Source organism: Bradyrhizobium tropiciagri (genome assembly GCF_001189845.1).
GTDB classification, from domain to species: Bacteria; Pseudomonadota; Alphaproteobacteria; order Rhizobiales; family Xanthobacteraceae; genus Bradyrhizobium; species Bradyrhizobium tropiciagri.
Map to the genome: position 1 here is coordinate 1 of NZ_LFLZ01000111.1, position 19,898 is coordinate 19,898.

Genomic DNA, 19,898 nt, shown 5'->3' on the forward strand with positions numbered 1-19,898 from the left:
AGTCGGCGATGGCGCGATCAGGATCGCCTTTGACCTGGTAAGCGTAGCCGCGGTTGAGGTAGGCGTCCGTATAGTTCGGATAGAGCGCGATCGCCTCACTGGAGTCGGCGATGACGCGATCGAAGTCACCTTTCGCCCTGTATGCAAGGGACCGATTGTAGTAGGCGATCGCGTAGTCCGGATCGAGTGCGATCACCCGGTCGTAGTCGGCGGCGGCACGATCAGGATCGCCTTTAGCCAGGTAGGCGTTGCCTCGGGCGGTGAGGGCGGCTTTGTTGTTCGGATCGAGCCGGATACCGTCGGCAAAGTCCGCGATGGCACGGTCGTTGTCACCTTTGGCTAGATAGGCGTAGCCGCGCTCGCCGTACCCGACCCGCTTGCCATAGTCCGACAGACCGCCCTCGAAGGCCCGGTCAGCGTCCGCGATCGCCCGGTCGTAGTCGTGCCGTTGATTGTAGAGGCGCGACCGGTTGAGCAGTGGGTCAACAGCTTTCGGATCAATCCGGATCGCCTCGGTGTAGTCTTTGAAGGCGTGGTCGACACGATCGGCGAAGTTTGTCCACGACCAGGCATAGCCGCGCGCATTGTACAAGTTGGACAGGTCTCGGCCATCGTACGCTCCGCTTTCGATCGCGCGTGTGCAGGGGGCGATGGTCGCGGCAGCGGTTTCCTTCGATCCTTTCAGACAGTCCTGTCGGTCGTCGGCTGCCGCCGGCCAGCTGACGGCAGCGGCTGCCGCGAATGCCAGCGCAAACAGCCAGACATGCGCGGAAGTCCCTGAACGCATACGCCCCTTCTCCCGCGACCCGGCAGTGTTCGAGCTACCCCGGAGAATGCTTTTCCAGAGCCGCCGCGATCCTCTCCAACAGGGCGTTGGTGCGCTGGGATTCGACGACCTGCTGCTCGCAGAGGTCAACCCAACTGGCCCCGGATGATCCCCGCCAACTCCGGCGCGAGAGCCATATCCAGACGCCTATCAACGCGATGAATGGCAGCCAGGACACGATCAGACTGACCACCCAGGACGGTGAACCACCGCCGGCCTTGCTGATGAGCGTCAAGCAAACGACGAGAGCAGCGACGAGTGCGATCCACGAGGCTATCAGAAACCAAGAGCGAGGCTTGGTCATTCCGGTCACGACAGTTCTCACGGTTGATTCAATGAAGCCTATGCTATCATTGGTTGATAGGCCATCCCATGCCGTGGCGCACGCATGTCGCAACGTGGTTAGTCATTCCTTTGCAAGATGCCCCGCCACCACGAGCCTCATCCGGACATTCGTCGGCAGGCGAAGCGATCCGTGTACGTCCTGGCTACGTCGAGGAACGTGCAGAAGCATCATGCCAAAAGCCGGCCCCGTAGGATGGGTGGAGCGAAGCGATACCCATCAACCTCGTGCCGCGCGGTGGGATGATGGGTATCGCTGCGCTCCACCCATCCTACAGGCTACAGGCTGCATCAATCGGCGCGTCGCTCAGCGATGAGCGCAAATGATGGTGCTCCCCTTGCGTCGCTCGGTCGGATTTAAGGCGGCGACGGCATCGTCGAGGGATGAGACCTTGCCGATGTGCGTCCGAAGTCGTCCGTCCCGCACCCGCTGGACGATCTCAATCAGTTGGACACGATCGGCCTCGACGACGAAGTCGACCGCAAGTCCGCCGGAGGGCCGTGCTTCGGCCGGCCCGACGATGGTCACCAGCGTTCCTCCGGCACGAATGAGTGCTGCAGACCGCTTCTGAATGTCACCGCCGATGACATCAAACACGAGGTCGACTTCGCCGACGTCTTCCAGGGCGTCATGGTCCAGGTCGACGAACTCCTTCGCGCCCAGGTCGAGCACGGTCTGACGGTCGGCGGAGCGTCCGGTGCCGATGACGTAGGCGCCGGCCTCGCGTGCGAGCTGCGTCACCATCGATCCAACTGCACCGGCCGCGCCATGTGCGAGGACGCGCTGCCCCGCCTGAAGGCGGCCGTGCTGGAACAGCCCTTGCCATGCAGTCAGACCCGAGATCGGCAGGCTCGCGCCCACCGTGAAGTCGACGTCGCCCGGCAGCGGCGCGAGGTTTCGTGCCTCGATCGCCACATACTCGGCCAGCGTGCCGTCGCGATACCAGTCCGCGAGGCCGAACACCCGCTGGCCCACCGACAGTCCCGTCGTGCCATATCCAAGAGCGGTGACCACTCCGGCCAGCTCGTGCCCAGGGATCGACGGTGTCCGGTCACGATCGAGGCGATCGGTCCAGGTCGACGGCCACGCCAGCTCAGTCGGGGCAAATCCCGACGCATGAACCTGAACGACGACGTCGTTTATCGCTGCGTTCGGCTCGGGCCGGTCCACTAACTTCATCCCGGCCGTTCCCGCGGCCCGGTTCGTTACAACGATCGCCTTCATGGGAACTATCTCCTCGATCATTTGTCTCGTTGGTGGAGATGTTGCAGGGAGCACGAGAGCGCCGCCTTTCAACAAACGCCAGGCAGTGCGGAACTCCAGACTCCGCGTTTGCGATCTGCGCTGTCCGCATTGACTGGAGCACCAGATTTGATGGATCCCTCCGTTCGCTGGCGCCAACGGATAGATGCGTTGCGCCTTGTCATAAGAACAGGACCAAGACTGCCGAATTTGGCTGTACCAAGCCCAATGGCTGCCGGCTCCCCCGATCCTGCGGACAAAACAAAAAAGCCGGCGTTGCCGCCGGCTTTCGTGTCTGTTGGCTCGTTTGCTGCGCGATTAGTGCGCGGCTTCGAGAGCTGCTTCCTGGCGGGCGATCGTGCCCTTGACGGCCGACTGCACCTTCTCGAACGCGCGGACCTCGATCTGCCGCACGCGCTCGCGCGACACGCCGAACTCGGCGGCGAGGTCTTCCAGCGTCATCGGCTCATCCGCCAGACGCCGCGCCTCGAAGATGCGGCGTTCGCGCGGGTTGAGCACGCCGATCGCACCGTTGAGGGCCTGGCGGCGATGATCGAACTCCTCGCTTTCGGCCATCAGGGCTTCAGCGTTGGGCGAGTTGTCGACCAGCCAGTCCTGCCATTCGCCGGCTTCGCCGTCGTCGCGGATCGGGGCGTTGAGCGACGCGTCACCGCCGAGGCGGCGATTCATGTCGACCACGTCCTGATCGGTCACGCCGAGGCGCTTGGCAATCAGCTTCACCTGGTCGGGGTGGAGATCACCCTCTTCCAGCGCGGAGATCTTGCTCTTCGCCTTGCGCAGGTTGAAGAACAGCTTCTTCTGGTTCGCGGTGGTGCCCATCTTCACGAGCGACCAGGAACGCAGGATGTACTCTTGTATTGACGCCTTGATCCACCACATGGCGTAAGTGGCGAGACGGAAGCCCTTCTCGGGCTCGAATCGCTTCACCGCCTGCATCAGGCCGACATTGCCTTCCGAGACGACCTCGGAGATCGGCAAGCCGTAGCCGCGATAGCCCATGGCGATCTTGGCCACGAGCCTGAGATGGCTGGTGACGAGCTTATGCGCCGCGTCGCGGTCGTCATGCTCGCGCCAACGCTTGGCGAGCATGTACTCCTGCTGGGGCTCCAGCATGGGGAACTTGCGGATCTCGGCGAGGTAACGGGAAAGACCGGATTCTCCGTTGAGGACCGGTAACGTAGCTGTACGGGCCATTCGAGCGCCCTCCAGTGGTTCAGACCCCCGATAGCGGCGGGCCCGGCAGGTGGCCGCTGGGTTAAAGCCGGCCATGCTGCGATGTTCCGCGCTGGATATTCAGCGCAGGTGCAACATACACCAAACGGTCCGTGATAGGGAAGGATTGCTGACGTCACGTCCCCGTGTGGCAGGTATAACCTGTTGTCATGACGAGCCTTTTCCGGGAGGGGTGCGTCATACCGCCGCTGCCAGCGCCCGTTCCAGGAGAAGCAAATCCTCCGGTAGGGGCGACTCCCAGCGTAAAAGTTCCCCGGTGCGGGGGTGCTCCAAAGCCAGCAGATAGGCGTGGAGGGCCTGCCGGTCCAAGGCGGTAAGTGCGTGCTTACCTTCCGCGCCGAGCTGTCCGGCCTTGGTCTTGAAGTGGGCGCCGTAAACGCTGTCACCCATCAGGGGATGGCCGAGATGGGCGAGGTGGACCCGGATCTGATGGGTGCGCCCGGTCTCGAGCTGGCAGGCCAGCAGCGAGGCGACCGGCTTGCCGTCGCGGCCGGCAAAGCTCGAGAGCACCTCGAAATGGGTGATCGCCTCGCGGCCGCCCTGGCGCACGGCCATCTTCTCGCGGGCATGCGGGTGGCGGTCGATCGGCGCGTCGATCGTGCCGTGCGGCCGGTTCGGCACGCCCCAGGCGAACGCCATGTAGCCGCGCTCCATCGGGCCGGTGCGGCCATGGTCGGCGAACTGCGCGGTCAGCGACTGGTGGGCGTGGTCGTTCTTGGCGACCACCATCAGGCCCGTGGTGTCCTTGTCGAGCCGGTGCACGATGCCCGGCCGCTTGACCCCGCCGATGCCGGACAGGCTGTTGCCGCAATGGGCGATCAGCGCGTTGACCAGCGTTCCCGTGGCATGGCCGGCCGCCGGATGCACGACCAAGCCCCTGGGCTTGTCGATGACGATGATATCGTCGTCCTCGAACACGATATCGAGGGCGATGTCCTCACCCTTCGGCTCCGCAGGGGCGGCCTCCGGCACGTCGATTATGATCGTATCGCCACTGGCGACATGATAAGCGGGGTCGCGGACGACGGCGTCCTTGACGGTCACGGAACCGGCGAGGATCAGCGCCTTCAGCCGGGACCGCGACAGCTCCGGAGTGCGCTGTGCGAGCACGCGGTCAAGCCGGGCCGAGCCCTCGTCGCCAGCGACGATGACCTCCAGCTTCCGACCGCCATTCGATGAGACCTGCTGCGAAGTAACTTGCAAAGACATAGAGCCTTGTGATGACCGACACCGCTGTGACCGAACCGACCCCCGACCAGGCCGCGCTGATCGCGCGGGTGCGGCGCATGATGCTGATCGCGGGCCTGACCTCGGCACTGGCCGTGGCCGTCGTGTTGATTGCCATCGGCTACCGCCTTTATCGCAGCGAGGGAAGCCCCGTTTCGGTATCCGACGTCACTGCTGCGCTGCCGAAGGGCGCCCGCATCGTCGCAACCGGCATCGCCGGCGAGCGGCTGGTGCTCACGCTCGATATAGGCGGTGCAACAGAGATCCGCACATTTGATGCAAAGACGCTGAAACCTGCAGGCAGGCTGAGCTTCGTCAACGAGCCCTGACCTTCGCAATCGCGAAGCCGCGCACGCGATCAACCAAAAGCTGCAGCGTATTTTTTGCGCATGCGTTCGCGCATCGAGAAGGTGTGCCGCCATCTTTTCGGCCGAGTTGCACGTTCAGCTTGCGCCATGCAGCAACCCAACCCCAGCGCTTCCATCGACCAATGCGGTGAATCCGATGCAGTGGGGTCGCGCACCGATCCGACGCGCCGCGCGCTGTTGACCGCGCTCGCGGGCTGCGCCTGTCTCGCCGCGATCGAGCCCGCGGCTGCCGACGATGAAGATCAGCCCGGCGCCAGTGAGCGACCGCAAAAAGCTGATCAGCTTGTGCGTGCCGAAGGCGACAAGGCCGGCCAGGTCATCAAGTCCGATGATCTGACCTTGGGCGGGCCGCCCATTCGCGCCTGGCCGCAGGACCCGAAGACCTCGGTCGTCCGCAAAGGTTCGCGGCTGAACGAGGTCGTGCTCGTCAAGCTCGATCCGAACGAGCTGGACGATGTCACGCGTGCGCGCGCGCCTGACGGCATCGTCTGCTACTCCGTGATCTGCTCGCACGCCGGTTGTCCGATCACCGTCTGGGTGAAGGAAGAGCAGGGCGACAAGAACGTTCTGAAATGTCTCTGTCACAACTCCGAATACGATCCGCGGCAGAATGCGCAGGTCGTGTTCGGGCCGGCGCCACGTCGCCTCGCGGCTCTGCCGCTGACGGTGGCCGACGGCGCGATCACGGTCGCAGCGCCATTCGTCGGGAAGGTGGGTGCTCAGCAGGGAGGATGAGGCCACGCCGGGAGTTCTGCATGATCTAAATAAAACCGAAAAAATAGAACAGAGCAGGGAGGTAGCATCTCATGACAAGCAAGCAGTGGTTACTGTCGAGTTGTGTCGCGTTCACGTGCCTCATTTCGACCTATGCCGTCGCGGGGCCGATCGAAAACTACAGTCCGGTGACGTCTCAGCGTCTCGAAAATCCCGAACCCGGCAACTGGATGCTCTATCGCCGGACCTATGACGGACAGGGCTTCAGTCCGCTCAACCAGATCAACACATCCAACGTCAAAGACTTGAAGCCGGCCTGGACCTTCTCGACCGGCGTGATCGAAGGCCATGAGGCGCCGCCGATCGTCAACAACGGCGTGATGTTCGTCGCGACCCCGATGGGGCAGGTGATCGCGCTCAACGCCAAGACCGGCGAAGAGTACTGGCGCTACAAGCGGCAGCTTCCCGACGATCTGTTCCAGCTGCATCCGACCAGCCGCGGCGTCGGCCTGTGGGAGGACAAGCTCTATCTCGCGACGACCGACGACCACGTGGTCGCGCTCGATGCCAAGACCGGCAAGGTGGTCTGGGACACCAAGGTCCAGGACTACAAGAAGGGTCAGTACATGACGCTGATGCCGCTCACCGTCGACGGCAAGGTGATCGTCGGCGGCTCCGGCGGCGAGTTCGGCGTGCGCGGCTATGTTGCCGCGTATGACGCGAACAGCGGCAAGGAGCTCTGGCGCACCTTCACCATCCCCGGCGAAGGCGAGCCCGGTCACGAGACCTGGAGCGGCGACGACTGGAAGTCGGGCGGCGGATCGGCCTGGATGACCGGCACCTACGACAAGGACACCAAGACGGTCTATTGGGGCGTCGGCAACGCCGCGCCATGGCCCGGCTCGATGCATGCCGGCGACAACCTCTACACCAGCTCGGTGCTCGCGCTCGATCCCGACAGCGGCAAGATCAAGACCCACTTCCAGTATCACCAGAACGATTCCTGGGACTGGGACGAGGTCGATGCGCCGATGCTGATCGACATGCAGCGCGACGGACGCTCGTTCAAGAGCCTGGTCCATCCCGGCCGCGACGCGATCTTCTGGGTGCTGGAGCGCAAGCCGGACAAGATCAACTATGTCGCCGGCTGGCCGTTCGTGAAGACCAATGTCTGGAAGGGCATCGAGGCCGAGACCGGCCGGCCGATCGTCGATCCCGAGCACAAGCCGGTGCTCGGCAAGCGGGTCGAGTTCTGCCCGTCGCTGTGGGGCGGCAAGGACTGGCCGTCGGCGGCCTATAGCCCGAACACCAAGCTCGTCTATGTGCCCGCCAACGAAAACTTCTGCGGCGGTTTCACCGGCGAGAAGCAACCGCTGGTTCCCGGCCAGCTCTGGCTCGGCACCAAGCCGGAAGACATCGGGTTGATCCCCGCGCCGAATGCCGATCATTTCGGCGAGTTGCAGGCGTGGGATCCGGTCACCGGCAAGAAGGTCTGGCAGCACGACTACAAGACGTCGCAGCTGTTCGGCGCGGTGACGGCGACCGCGGGCGATCTCGTGCTCGCCGGCGGCACCAACGACCGCGCCTTCCGCATCTTCAACGCCAAGACCGGCGAGCTGTTGTGGGAGCAGAAGACCAACTCCGGCATCATGGCGATGCCGATGTCCTATGAGGTCGATGGAACGCAGTACATCGCGGTCCAGTCGGGCTGGGGCGTCGACGCCCAGCGCATCCAGGATGCGCTGGCCGGCAAGGTCAAGGGCTTCGAGAACAACGTCCCGCAAGGCGGCGTGATCTGGGTGTTCGCGCTCGACAAGAAGTAAGACGCACGACCCGAGCCTCGGTTCTGACTAAATCGGGACCGAAGCTCCGGCTCTATGGGTTGACCGACAGGGGGCGATGCGATCGGGAAGCGGCGGTTGGGGAGACCGGCCGCTTCCCGGTCCGCGCACATTTCTATCCACGTCATTGCGAGCGAAGCGAAGCAATCCATCTGTCTGCATATGCGGTGCGATGGATTGCTTCGTCGCTGTCGCTCCTCGCAATGACGGGGTACGTGCGATTCCGCGACGCTACGATCTAAGCAAGACGCCCGCGAGCAGGATTGCCGCGGGCGTCTTCGATTCTTGTGGCGGCGTTCTCATCGATTGATCGATGAGAACGCGCGCCTCTGAGATTCCAGCCTCACGTCTCCAGCTGCTTGCCGATCGGCAATGCGCGGATGCGCTTTCCGGTGGCGGCAAAGATCGCGTTGATCAGCGCCGGTGCGAACGGCGGCACGCCGGGTTCGCCGACACCGCTCGGCGGCGTGTCGGCGCCGGGCGGCACGATGTAGACGTTGGTGATGCCAGGCGACTCGTCCATCCGGATCACCGGGAAGTCGTCGAAATTGCTCTGCTGCACCTTGCCGTCCTTGAAGCTGATCTCGCCGTATTTGGCCAGGCTCAGCCCCATGATCGCCGCGCCTTCGATCTGCGAGTTGATCCGCTCCGGATTGACGTAAGTGCCGCAATCGATCGCGGTATCGACCCGCGGCACCGTGAACTTGCCCTTGTCGTCGACCGCCACCTCGACGATGGTCGCGATGTAGCTGACGAACGAGCGGTGCACCGCGATGCCGAGACCGTGGCCCTTCGGCACCGAGCGGCCCCATTCGCCCTTCTCGGCAACCAGCTCGACCACCTTGCGCAGCCGCGCGGTGTCGATCGGGTAGCTCTCATAGGGCTCGCCGTAGTTCCAGGGATCCTTCACCGAGGACAGGTTGACGATCCGGGGTGATCCGATCAGCTCCAGCAGCATGTCCTTTTGGTCGCGGTTCGTCGCATGCGCGATTTCCCCGACCATGGACTGCACCGCGAAGGCGCGCGGGATGTTGGAGACCGAGCGGAACCAGCCGATCCGCGTCATCGCGGCCGTTTCCGGATTCTCGCACTGCAGATTGGCGATCTCAAACGGGTTGTCGATCAGGCCCATGCCGAGCTCGAACGGCGCTTCGTGATTGGCGCCGGCGGCGAAGGTCGAGGCGATGGTCGGCGCCACGCTGCGGTGCCGCCACGCGATCACCTTGCCGCTCTTGTCGAGGCCGGCCTCGATCCGTTCCACCGACACCGTGTGCAGGAAGTCGTGATGGACGTCGTCCTCACGGGTCCACTGCACTTTCACCGGCGCGCGAGTTCCTTCGACAGCAATGCCGCCTCCAGCGCGAAGTCGCATTTCGACTTGCGGCCGAAGCCGCCGCCGAGCAGCGTCACGTTGACGGTGACATTGTCCTCGGGGATTCCGAGCGTCTTGGCGACATCCTCGCGGGTGCCTCCGGGGCTCTGCACCGGCGCCCAGATCTCGGCCTTGTCGCCCGTCACATTGGCAACCGCGACCGGCGGCTCCATGCTGACATGGGCGAGATGCGGCAGGTAATATTCGCCTGTGATGACCTTGTCGGCGCTCTTCAGCGCCGCATCGACATCGCCTTCCTTGCGCACCACGAGGCCCGGCTTGCGCGCGGCCTCTTCGAGGGACGCACGATACGCGACGGAGTCATACTTGGCGTTGGCGCCGTCATCCCAGACGATCTTCAACTGGTCGCGGCCCTTGATCGCGGCACCGGTGTTGCGCGCGATCACGGCGACGCCGCCGAGCGGCTGGAACTTGGACGGCCACGGCCAGCCCTTGACCTCCATCACCTTCTCGACGCCCGGCACCTTCATCGCCGCGCTGTCGTCGAACGACTTGACCTTGCCGCCGGTGACCGGCGGGCGGGCGATGACGGCGTATTTCAGGCCGGGCAGGCGGGTATCGGCGCCGTAATGCGCCTTGCCGGTGGTGATGTCGTGCAGATCGACGATCGAGACCTGGCCCTTGCCGAGATAGCGGAAGTCCTTCGGATCCTTTAGCTTGAGGCCCTTGATATCGGGCACCTGTTCCTTGGCGGCATCGGCCGCGAGATCGCCGAAGCCGGCCTTGCGTCCGCTCGCGGAATGCACGACCTCGTGGTTCTGCGCCTTCACCTCGCTGACCGGCACGCCCCATTTCTTGGCGGCGGCGGCTTCCAGCATCGTGCGCGCGGCGGCGCCGATCTGGCGCATCGGGATCAGATAGTGCCGCGTTGAGCGCGAGCCGTCGGTGTCCTGGTTGCCGAACTTGACCTCATCGCCATGCGCCTGCTGGACATGGACGCGCGACCAGTCGGCCTCCATCTCCTCGGCGACGATCAGGGGCAGGCTGGTGCGGACGCCGGTGCCCATCTCGGAGCGGTGCGCCAGGATGGTGACGACGCCGTCGGGCGCGATCGCGACGAACACGCGCGGATCAACCACGACGCCGTGCGGCATCTTGCCGGCACCGGTCTCATAGGCGAACGCCTGGCGCGTCATCACCGGCGCGGCGAGCACGAAGGAGCCGGCGATGCCGAGCCCCTTGAGGATGCTGCGGCGAGAAAGATTCTCGACCTTCAATTGCTTCTCGAAGCCGCGAAGTCTGCGAGAATTTGTGGGGATATTGGTGCGGATATTCATGTCACACCCCCGTCGATGCGAGATGCACGGCATTCTCGATCCGCTGGTAGCAGCCGCAGCGGCAGATATTGCCCGACATGGCTTCGCGGATCTGGTCGTGATTGGGCTTCGGGTTCTGGTCCAGCAGCGCCGCGGCCTGCATGATCTGGCCGGCCTGGCAATAGCCGCACTGCGGAACATTGACCTGGCGCCAGGCCTTCTGCACCGGATGGTCGCCGGTCGGATGCAGCCCCTCGATGGTGGTGACCTCGCGGCCGGCGTCGGACACCGAGGTGATGCAGGCGCGCACCGCCTCCTTGTCGATGATCACGGTGCAGGCGCCGCACAGCGCCTGGCCGCAGCCGAACTTGGTGCCGGTGAGGCCGGCTTCGTCACGCAGATACCAGAGCAGCGAGAGATCCGGGTCGCCGTCCCAATTCTGTTCCTGGCCGTTGATTTTTAGTTTGATCATGGTCTGTCCTCGCTCTGCCTAAGCTATTGACCGGTTGCGGCGCGAGGTGCGGAACGTCTTCCATCGCCAGCGGCCGCGCTGATGTTTGTTTTGCCAAGATGTTTGTGAAGATGTTGGTGAGCCAAATTGTCGTGCGCCAAGGTTCTGCGCTTTGTTCCAAGCACTCCTCTTTGCTTTCTCGGGCGCCTTGCCCGGCGCAGCATGGTGAAGGGCTGCGATGTTAGCAGAGCAAGGCGGTGAGTGACTTCACAGGCAGGTGTTCTAGAGGAGGCTGTTTTGCATTCGCGGTTTGTCAAAAGCAGGGCCGTGTGCGACGCAGACATGACATCCGGAGGTGGCCGTCATGCAATCGGCGGCTGCTTTGCTGTGGTATTATGGCGCAAACGCAAGAAGTCCCGATCCTGTTGGCCGTTGCGGCAGGTGGCCTCAGAGGAAATTTGAATGACGCCGAGCCCGCGTCCGGCTTGGGTGATCCCCACGCTTCTTGTGGGCGCGCTTCTTGTCATTGGTGGCGCAATTCAGGCGGTGCTCAGTATCGCAGCCGCCGGCTTCAGGTACGTTCCCTCTGGCGCGACGCTTGCTGTCTTGGTTGGTATCGGATTGATCGTGGTCGCGCAGGCCCGGAAATAGATACTCAGCGGCATAGGTGCCGGTGCGACGCGCAAGGCCTGCGCGCCCGGCCCGTTTGGGACCCGATCCGTGCCGAAACCGCCGACCGGTTTGTAAAGCATGGATGACAAAATCCCCGCCGCAATGCACAAGGCACCTTGCGGCGGGGGGATTTCAAGGCTATTGCCTTGCCTCTCAACGCTCCCTTCGTCTAGCGGTTAGGACGCGGCCCTCTCAAGGCTGAAACAGGGGTTCGATTCCCCTAGGGAGCGCCAGCCAGGAAATCACGACGCTGTTTTCTCTTCACTTTTTGGCTGTTTTCCCAAACTCTCGGGTGCGGTTTGGGAAAGTCTGTTCAATCTATGTTCGTTGAGGCGCGCCACGGCACGCTTGCCGCCACGCTTGCGATCGGCCTCGCGCGTGTAGCTTCGGCGAGCGTCGTATGACCAAGCGCCGCCATGATGTCATGCGCCGAGCAGCCGGCATCGGCCAGCATCCGGCCGAGCGTCTTGCGGAGTCCGTGCGGCTGGCAATCAAGCGGTAGCCCGGCCGCCGTGATCGCGTCGCGCATGAACCGGCTGAAGCCGTCGACTGTGTATGGCTTCCCGTATTCGGTGTTGATGACGGTGATGTGCTTGCGCGGCGTTGCTGCAAGCGCCTTCTGCAGATCTTCGCTCACTGCCATATCGACGGCTACGCAGGTCTTGTGTCGGCGATAGCAGGCGCCGTCGTCGACCTGTGGCCATGTGAGCTGATGAGTGTCGACGCGGGCCGTGCCGATGTTGAGCATGAGCGCGTATGCCTTGCGTTGCTTTGTTCCGATCGGCCAGCGTCGTTCGAAGGCCGTCATCTCGGCATCGGTCCGGGCTCTGATTTCGCCGCCCTTGGGTCGCCTGATGCCGGCCGTCGGATCAGGCGTCAGCCTGAAATGGTTGATGAGGATTCGAAGTTTCTTCAGGGTATCGAGCGCGGCGCCGGGCTCGCCGCGGCATAGGCCAAACGAAACTCTTCCGACGTTGGGTCATCGGACAATCTGATGCGCGGCCCGTTCTGACCTCGCACCCGGAATGACAGATACGTCTTGCCCTTGACGGTGTTGGCCTCAACGTGCGGCGGCAGCCGGCGGCGCTTCCTGCTCATGTCCAGCCCTCGTCCGAGGCGGCCAGCGCCTCGCCCTGATGGGGCAACTGATCTACAGAGATGTCAAGTTCCCTGACATCCCAAGCAATGCGACGATCCGACAGAATCCGGGGACATGGCATCCGACCATCCTCGACCATGCGGTCGAAGGTGTTGGGGCAGACACACACATAGCCGCGACCGCCTCGCGCCCGATCAGGCGGGGCGGGGCGATAGCGCTCGCGCCGAACATGACGATCGGCACCTAACCAAACACGGCTGACTGGCTGCAGTATCGCAACAAGGCTGGTTCACCCGTAAGGGCCGTCAAATGATCGATATCGCGATTATCGCCATTGCCTTCGTTTCACTGCTCGTTGCCGCAACGCTGATCCTCACGGATCATGACGCCGTCAAACGTCACGTTGGCGAGCACGACGCGACCTGATCGCAACAGATCAGGATCGAGGCGGTTGGCTGGCCTTGTCGTCGGCCGGCAGGCGGGCTAAGTGCAGGCTCCCTGCAGGACGCCCAGCGCTTGGCCAGAGAAGGAGAGGCCCACTCCGGGCATGCCCATCTGGCCATAAAGGTCGGACATGGTCATCAAGATTTTCGACAAACCGACCGCACGATCGCAGCTCATTCCCCCTGAAATCTGGTCCAGATCATCATCGGTGAGGCATTCAAATCGCGACTGAGTATTCACGGCTGATCTCCCTCGTTTGGTGGACCGCCCGTCGCGATCCTCGGCGCGAGAATGCGAGCGGTCGCCGTCGAGATCAGTGATGCAGGTCACGCGTGTGGTGTTCGTCATCGGCGAAGCCGCGAGATCATGCAGATATCGACAGCGTAGGACTTCGCGATAGCGGCCAGCGTCTCGCCAGCGGCGCGGCGGATGCGCGTGAGTTTGTGAGATCGACCATGTCCATTTTCAGACTCCCTTGGTGAGATGACGATGGATCGATCGAACGCCTACATAGTTGCGGTTTCGTTTATCTCTGGAGTGATCGCGCGCTCGGCGGTGCGGCGCGCTCCCGGCACCTTCCGTGAGGTCTCAGGAACCAGCGCGCCCCCGGCCGCCAAGGGGGGGTCAAGGGGGGTACGGTCTAGTCGGCTCTCGACGTCGAGACGATTGCGGCGCCCTGGTTGGTGTTTCAGTGCGCGTTGGCTCTGGCTGGCGGCTTGGCTCTGGCGTTCTGTTCTCGCGTGCCATCCAGCTCACAAGTCTGGCGATCTGTTAGCCGCCGGAGCGAACCCAGAACTCATTCACGGCATCGGCTATTCGTTCCGCTGCTTGCGCGGCATCTGGCAAGGACTGTTTTTCGGAAGGCCGCGCACTGACAGAATTGACCGCCAGCGCCGTACTAGAGGCAAGGACAGCTATCGCAATCGCAGCGAGTTTGGTCCTCATGGCATGGTCCCCTTCATCGCGGATCCGGCCCCACAAACTAACTGGAACTCTCAAAGATCGTTCCCGGAAACCTAGGGGAACTCTGTTCACGGACGGAGAACAACGGAAAGTTTCCGTGACATCCGGGACATGGATTTCCGTGACATCCGGGACATGGAAATGGGACATCGTGGGACATTTGTGACATCGCCGCGTGCCATCTCGGCCTTGGTCTTGTCGATAGGGTGAATGTGCCAGAGCGACAGCCGCAGGCGGGTTTCATAGGTGACGCCGAAGATTCGGCCCAGCTTCACCGAGCCATATGGCATCCGAGGTGAGAATGCGCGATTGATCAGGCCGACCAAATCATCTTCATCGATCGAGGGTGCCCAGAGCTTGGATGCTGCCACGAGCTTGGCTTCGCCCCAACCAACCGCGACGTGCACGCACAAGGCCGCGAATAGCTGATTGCGGCCGGCCTTTGTGTCGGGCAGATGGCCGCCGGGCATGTCGGCAATAAGCCTGTGGATCTGTGACGGCGCCTGGATGACGTGCGATGGCCGCTTGGGCTTCGACGACTCCTTGCGCCTGTAGCGGTCATCGATGCCGGCATGCGCGGCCTTGACCGCGACCTTGTCGCCCTTGTTGATCCTGATGGTGCCGCCGCTGCGCACTTGCTCGCGGATGGCTTTAAAACTTGGCCTTGTCGTCGGTGTCGCTCATCTTCGACACCGTCTAGATCGCGGTCACGAGCACGACGTTTTTTCGCGTGCCCGGTCCCTGTCGATGTTGACGCGCTTCTAGCGCGACACCAGCTACATTGCAGCTCATCGGTGCCTCCGGTGGGTTGAGCGTGCCAGCTCTAGGAATTTGAAAGCCCTCGGTTCGCCGCCGAGGGCTTTCTCGTTTCTGTCACGTAGTCATCATTCCGATATTTCCGAGTCCTTCGAGATTAGGGCGCTCGCGTCGAACTGTTGGTTTGGGAATCGATCCTGAAGCGCATTGCAAAACAATGCAGCGATGGATTCCCAAACTTTTCAAGTTATGCCCGTCGTTATTGGCTTTCCGCCGTCCCCTAGGGAGCGCCATTCCTGAACAGATCTACGAACCCGAGGCTTGGGTTGGCCCTCGGGGCTGAATGTGGATCGGATGTTGTCGTACGAGACGACGATCCGGATCGTGTCCTTGAAAACGATGATCACATCCACCGCGCTCGCCAGGTATGCCTTTCGAGCGGCGATGTCGCCGGCTCACGCATCAGCGGCGAGGTGAGGCAGCCGGCTCAATTCCGCATTGGCCTGCTCCAGCCAATACCGCATGTCCATGTCCTGATACATCGTCGTCGCGGCCGCGAGTTGCTCGCCAGCTTGGTCCGGTCGGCCGGCGTGCAGATAGAGTTTTCCGAGGCCGTGATGGCAACGCGCAACGAGCGGACGCAGGTCGAGCTCCTTGGCCAGCGCGAGCGCCTCGCGATAGTAGCCTTCGGCCTGCTCAGGAGAGCCGTCGCGGCCGGAAGCTTCGCCAAGAAGACGGAGGGCGGCCGCCTCGCCGCCGCGTTGACCGTTCTCGCGGGCCAGCGCCAGTGCCTTCCCGGCAAATTTGAGAGCGTCCGTGTGGCGGCCTGCAAGCACGCATACTTCGCCCATCGGCGTCAGGAACAGTGCCTGGGCAAATCGATGTCCCATATTCTCGAAAACGTTCAACGCCTGTTCCATCAGCGGCAGGCCTTCGGCAGCTCGGCCCAGCCGCGCATACGCATAGCCCAGGCTGCCTGAATTACCTGCGGCAAGGAACGGCAGGTTCCACTCGCGAGCCACCGTCAGGCCGCGCTCCAGCAGGGCGACCGCGCGGCTCAGTTCTCCCCGGGTTGCCAGCAGGTCAGCAAGACACCAGCAGACGGTGGCCAGGCTATAGGGGTGGTCGACCGCTTCAGCGAGGCGGATGCCTTCATCGCCGTGAACGATGCCTCGTTCGAATTTGCCCTGGTCGGTACAGATGCGCGTGAGAAAACTGCGGGCGCTGACCGCCGGAAATCCGGCAAGGGAAAATTGCTGGAAGCCCAGTTCGCCTTCGAGTAGCTCCAGGACCTTGAGAAAAAGAGATTCTGCCTCGGCGTAGTGCAGCGTCAAGAAGCAAGCGGTGCCGAGAAAAAGCGATGCCGCGACCCGGAGCGAAAGTTCGCCGAGAGAATCGGCAAGAAGATGCGCGTGCCGTCCGAATTTGACCGCGTCCAGTGGATTGCCGGTGAAGCCGAGAGTTTGGCACATGTGAATAGAGGCCAGACAAAGCCGCGGCGCATCGCCCAGGCGTTTGGCCAACGCTTCGGCTTCGCGAAGATAGCCGAGGATGCGCCCGAACTGGCCGAGTGGGAGCAGCGATGTTTTCAGATCGAACCGAAGATCGATCGCCTGTTCCATCGTCGCCGTGGTTTCTGGCAGCGTCTCGAGGCTGCGCAACGCCCGCTCGAAGAAACTGGCGGCCTCGCGGTTGGCCCAGCGTGCGTGTGCAAGCCGCGCGGCCTTGATCCAATGGTCGGTCGCTTCGCGCGCCAGTCCGGCTTCCGCGAAATGATGGGCGACGATCTCGGGTTGGCTTTCAGTCTGCGCCGAGGAGTGTTTGATCAGCGCGCTCGCAATATCTGCGTGCAACTGCCGTCGTTGGCTTCTGAGCATCGTGACATAGGCGGCATCCTGCACCAACGCGTGCTTGAATGCGTAGCTCGCCAGCGGCGGCGTGCCGCGGCGGGTGACGAGGCCGGAGGCCGTCAGCCGGCCAAGCGCGGCGTCGATATCCAAGGGGGCCAGCGGCGATATCGCGGCGATCAGCTCGTAGGAGAATTCCCGGCCGATGGCAGCACCGATCGAAGCCACGTCTTTCGCCGCGCCACCGAGCAGATCGAGGCGAGCCGCCAACGAGGCCTGCAACGTCGTCGGTATCGCGAGCGACGGCAGCGCTCCATCGAGGACACTGCCGTCGGCTGCCTCGCGCAACGGCCCATCCTCGAGCAGCGTACGGGTCAGCTCCTCGATGAACAGCGGTACGCCGTCGGTACGCGACAGGATCTGCTCCACGATGGCCTCGGGGAGGACCTTGTCGCGGGCGATGTCGCCAATGATGCCGGCGCTTTCGCTGCGGCCCAGGCGACTGAGGGGCAGCATCGTGACATGTGGCTGGCCGACCCAGGACGCTGGAATTCCGGCCGGACCGTGACGAGCAACAGCAACGGCAGATTTGCCGCGCGGGCCACCATTGCGTCGAGCAGATCGAGGGATGTCGGATCGATCCAGTGCGCATCCTCGACCACGATCAGCATGGGCTTCTGTGCCGCCAGGCCTGAAAGCTGATTGAGAAGTGCGTTGAGAGTCATCTCCCGTTTCTGTTGCGGGCTGATCGCCAATGCCGGATAGCGTCCGTCCATAGGCACACCCACGAGCTCGGCGATGAGCGCGACATCGAGCGGCAGATTTGTCGTCGTCGGCTCGAGCAGGGCTTCCAGCCTGTCGATCCGCGCGCTGGCGTCACTGCCAGGTTCGAAGTCCGCAGCGAGTTCCAGTTGGGTGATGACCGGGTAGAGCGCGCTGTGCGTATGGTGCGGAGAGCAAGAATAGCGCAAGTGGCGATGCCGCCCGTCCTCCAGCCTTTCCAGCACGCTCTCGACGATGCGCGACTTGCCGATGCCGGGCTCGCCGGAAAGCACCATCACGCGGCCCGCGCCGGACCTTGCCTGATCCCAGCGGCGCAGAAGCAGCTCGATTTCTTCCTGGCGGCCGGCGAGGGCGGTCAATGATCCGGCGCGTCTAGCATCGAAGCGGCTGACGCCGACAGCCTCGCCGAGCACATGCCACGCGGTCACCGCTTGTGACAGCCCCTTGACCTCTATGTCCGGCAGCGCGCGATACTCGAACAATTGCCCGAGTAGCCGCCGTGTGTCGGCTGCGATCGCGACCTCGCCCGGCGCAGCCGCGGTCCGCAACCGAATCGCGAGGTCTGGCGTCTCGCCGATCGCAAGTTGTTGCCGCATGTCGCCGGATGCGGGCTTTTCGCCGATCACAACCAGTCCTATAGCGATCCCCACGCTTGCCCGAAGCGGGCTGCCGGCCGGCGCACTCAGGATCCGGATGGCGTCGACGACGGCAAGGCCTGCGCGCACGGCGTGCTCGGCGTCGTGCTCGTTGGCTGCGGGGTAACCGAAATAGATCAGGAGGCCGTTGCCCTGGTACTGGGCGACGAAGCCATGGAATTGCGCGGCAATATTGGCCGCCAGTTGATGGAAGGCGATGATCTGATCGTGGACGTCCTCCGGGTCGCGGTCTGCCGAAAGCGGCGTCGCGCCAATCAGGTCGCACGCCATGATCGTCAATTGACGCTGCTGGCGGCTGCCGCGATGAAGCAATTGCAGGGGCGCATCGCTGTCCCGCGCTGCGACAGCTACGGCTGCAGGACCCGGCTCATCAACGCTGCCCGAGGGCTCACTCGCATGCGCTGAGTCGGATGGCCTGGCGCTGCGGAGCCCGGCGACGAGCGACTGGGCGACCGCGTCGGGGGCGGTATTCAGTTCGCGCTTGAGCAGCACGACCAGGTTTTGATAGCGCTTGAGCGCTTCAGCCTTGCGTCCGGTGGCTGTGAGCGCCTGGATGACCAGCCGATGCGCGTCTTCGCGCAAGCCATTCACCGCGATGGCCCGGTCGGCATTCTTGAGCGCGGATTCCGGGTTTCCCGATTGCAACGCGTGCTGGCCGTGCCGGACCATCGAATCGACCGCCAGGTCTTCCAGTCGCTCTCGTTTTTTATCGAGCCATTCCGACCAGGCATCTTCTTCGATATTCAAATCCGTCAGCAGCGGGTTGCGATACAGATCGGCGGCCGCAGCCAGCGACGCGCGGCTGCCTTCGAGGATCAACGCCTCGAAACGGGCTGCGTCGCAATCGAACACGCCGGGTGCGAGCCAGACGTCATGGTCGTCGCTGAAAATGGCCTCCTGGCCGAGAATTCGGCGTAACCTGACCAGGCTCTGGCGCAGATTCTGCCGGGCCTGGGTTTCGAAATGCGACCCCCAGAGCAGGTTCGCGAGCTTTTTGCGGGATTGTGGGCGAGGCGCCGTGCAGGCCAGATAAGCCAGCAGTCCGGCGAGCTTCCGGCCAGGCAACGGGATCACGCCATTGCTTGTGGTCAGCTCAAAGCGCCCGAACAGCGACAGACCAAATCTCGGAAGTTGCACGCTGTCTCTCATTCCAAACGTGACCCTGGCGCTCGGAGACCGTGTCCCCGGAAGCACATCTTACATGCTTTGGCATATTTTGGATGCCGCACAAGCAAGAGTCACGCTGTTGTCACGCTTGACTGACGCAGGGATTGACGGCGGTCAGCGTAGGTAGACGTCGTCGGGGGGATTTCCGATTGCTCTCCGACGGATTCGAAAGGACATGGCCGGGGATATTTTGCCGGGGATTCCTCCGCGGCGGCCCGGTTCGGGGCAATAAGTGACAAATCATTTGCAGCTCGGCAGCCATTACACGCAGCGCGCCGCGTCCAGAGCAACCAGCATTGACGGGGCGCGTCTGCGCCCGCTTCTCGCATCGTGTTCGCTTGCCGCGCTGCTGGTCGGCGGCGGCGCGCCGGCGGCCCATGCATGCTATACCGGGCCGTTCCCCTACACCAACAGCGGCAGCATCGACTGCATCGTCGTCAACAATGCGACTGTCAGCGGCGGCATCAGCAATTCCGGCACGATCGCCGGCTTCGATGGCATTGCGGTCGGCGGCGACGCCCGCAATGCCGGGTCAGTGACCATCTCGGCCTTCAGCGGCGGCATCAACAATTCGGGCACGATCTCGGCTGGCGCGG

Annotated in this window: 17 protein-coding genes, 1 tRNA gene and 1 pseudogene; 6 read left to right on the forward strand and 13 right to left on the reverse strand. The window is 63.3% G+C overall.

Annotated features, from left to right (window positions below; translation table 11 throughout):
- From AKN84_RS41830 to AKN84_RS41850, 5 genes are all read right to left on the reverse strand, one after another.
- Nucleotides 1–787, reverse strand: a 787-nt coding sequence (locus tag AKN84_RS41830; RefSeq protein ID WP_128971650.1) for a tetratricopeptide repeat protein, incomplete at its 3' end; no start/stop codon positions are given.
- A gap of 34 nt (nt 788–821) precedes the next feature.
- On the reverse strand, nt 822–1,139 hold the full coding sequence (locus AKN84_RS41835; protein ID WP_244485769.1) for a hypothetical protein: 318 nt from the start codon (nt 1,137–1,139) through the stop codon (nt 822–824).
- Nucleotides 1,140–1,475: 336 nt separating this feature from the next.
- Nucleotides 1,476–2,393 carry an NADP-dependent oxidoreductase gene (locus tag AKN84_RS41840; protein ID WP_050426182.1) on the reverse strand — a complete coding sequence of 306 codons (918 nt, stop codon included), beginning with the start codon at nt 2,391–2,393 and terminating at the stop codon, nt 1,476–1,478.
- A gap of 336 nt (nt 2,394–2,729) precedes the next feature.
- Complete coding sequence (gene rpoH, locus AKN84_RS41845; protein WP_021077401.1) at nt 2,730–3,626, reverse strand: RNA polymerase sigma factor RpoH; 897 nt, start codon at nt 3,624–3,626, stop codon at nt 2,730–2,732.
- A 216-nt stretch (nt 3,627–3,842) separates the two neighbouring features.
- Nucleotides 3,843–4,874, reverse strand: coding sequence for an RluA family pseudouridine synthase (locus AKN84_RS41850; RefSeq protein WP_128971651.1), 1,032 nt, complete (start codon nt 4,872–4,874; stop codon nt 3,843–3,845).
- Between the two features lie 11 nt (nt 4,875–4,885).
- Between AKN84_RS41850 and AKN84_RS41855 the strand changes: the two genes are divergently transcribed.
- The 3 genes from AKN84_RS41855 (at nt 4,886) to AKN84_RS41865 (ending at nt 7,797) form a co-directional block, all read left to right on the forward strand.
- Nucleotides 4,886–5,221 carry a hypothetical protein gene (locus AKN84_RS41855; RefSeq protein WP_050426183.1) on the forward strand — a complete coding sequence of 112 codons (336 nt, stop codon included), beginning with the start codon at nt 4,886–4,888 and terminating at the stop codon, nt 5,219–5,221.
- Between the two features lie 126 nt (nt 5,222–5,347).
- On the forward strand, nt 5,348–5,995 hold the full coding sequence (locus tag AKN84_RS41860; protein ID WP_050426184.1) for a QcrA and Rieske domain-containing protein: 648 nt from the start codon (nt 5,348–5,350) through the stop codon (nt 5,993–5,995).
- 71 nt (nt 5,996–6,066) lie between these two features.
- Complete coding sequence (locus tag AKN84_RS41865) at nt 6,067–7,797, forward strand: methanol/ethanol family PQQ-dependent dehydrogenase (RefSeq protein WP_050426185.1); 1,731 nt, start codon at nt 6,067–6,069, stop codon at nt 7,795–7,797.
- 361 nt (nt 7,798–8,158) lie between these two features.
- Here the strand turns inward: AKN84_RS41865 and AKN84_RS41870 are convergent.
- Together AKN84_RS41870 and AKN84_RS41875 are read right to left on the reverse strand one after the other, a co-directional pair.
- Nucleotides 8,159–10,485 (reverse strand): annotated as a pseudogene (locus AKN84_RS41870) (xanthine dehydrogenase family protein molybdopterin-binding subunit).
- A 1-nt stretch (nt 10,486) separates the two neighbouring features.
- Entirely contained in the window at nt 10,487–10,936 is a 450-nt protein-coding gene (locus AKN84_RS41875; protein ID WP_050426186.1) for a (2Fe-2S)-binding protein, read from the reverse strand.
- 441 nt (nt 10,937–11,377) lie between these two features.
- Between AKN84_RS41875 and AKN84_RS46910 the strand changes: the two genes are divergently transcribed.
- Both AKN84_RS46910 and AKN84_RS41885 read left to right on the forward strand, forming a co-directional pair.
- Nucleotides 11,378–11,566, forward strand: a complete 189-nt coding sequence (locus AKN84_RS46910) for a hypothetical protein (RefSeq protein WP_128971652.1) — start codon at nt 11,378–11,380, stop codon at nt 11,564–11,566.
- A gap of 179 nt (nt 11,567–11,745) precedes the next feature.
- Nucleotides 11,746–11,820, forward strand: a tRNA-Glu gene (locus AKN84_RS41885).
- Nucleotides 11,821–11,900: 80 nt separating this feature from the next.
- On the opposite strand, the gene AKN84_RS49740 is transcribed toward AKN84_RS41885, so the two are convergent.
- The 6 genes from AKN84_RS49740 to AKN84_RS49755 form a co-directional block, all read right to left on the reverse strand.
- Nucleotides 11,901–12,395: a tyrosine-type recombinase/integrase gene (locus AKN84_RS49740; RefSeq protein WP_050426188.1), complete on the reverse strand. Its 495-nt coding sequence runs from the start codon at nt 12,393–12,395 to the stop codon at nt 11,901–11,903.
- A gap of 104 nt (nt 12,396–12,499) precedes the next feature.
- Entirely contained in the window at nt 12,500–12,685 is a 186-nt protein-coding gene (locus AKN84_RS49745) for a hypothetical protein (RefSeq protein ID WP_244485770.1), read from the reverse strand.
- A gap of 484 nt (nt 12,686–13,169) precedes the next feature.
- Complete coding sequence (locus AKN84_RS41900; protein WP_050426190.1) at nt 13,170–13,478, reverse strand: hypothetical protein; 309 nt, start codon at nt 13,476–13,478, stop codon at nt 13,170–13,172.
- Between the two features lie 683 nt (nt 13,479–14,161).
- Complete coding sequence (locus AKN84_RS41905) at nt 14,162–14,728, reverse strand: hypothetical protein (protein ID WP_050426191.1); 567 nt, start codon at nt 14,726–14,728, stop codon at nt 14,162–14,164.
- A 576-nt stretch (nt 14,729–15,304) separates the two neighbouring features.
- Nucleotides 15,305–17,125: an ATP-binding protein gene (locus AKN84_RS49750; RefSeq protein ID WP_244485771.1), complete on the reverse strand. Its 1,821-nt coding sequence runs from the start codon at nt 17,123–17,125 to the stop codon at nt 15,305–15,307.
- Nucleotides 17,071–19,284 (reverse strand): ATP-binding protein, encoded by a 2,214-nt coding sequence (locus AKN84_RS49755; protein WP_244485772.1) that lies wholly within the window; start codon nt 19,282–19,284, stop codon nt 17,071–17,073. Before AKN84_RS49755 ends, AKN84_RS49750 begins: the two co-directional genes overlap by 55 nt.
- Before the next feature lie 250 nt (nt 19,285–19,534).
- On the opposite strand from AKN84_RS49755, the gene AKN84_RS41915 reads away from it, so the two are divergent.
- A partial coding sequence (locus tag AKN84_RS41915; RefSeq protein ID WP_157863400.1) for a hypothetical protein occupies nt 19,535–19,898 on the forward strand: 364 nt, incomplete at its 3' end.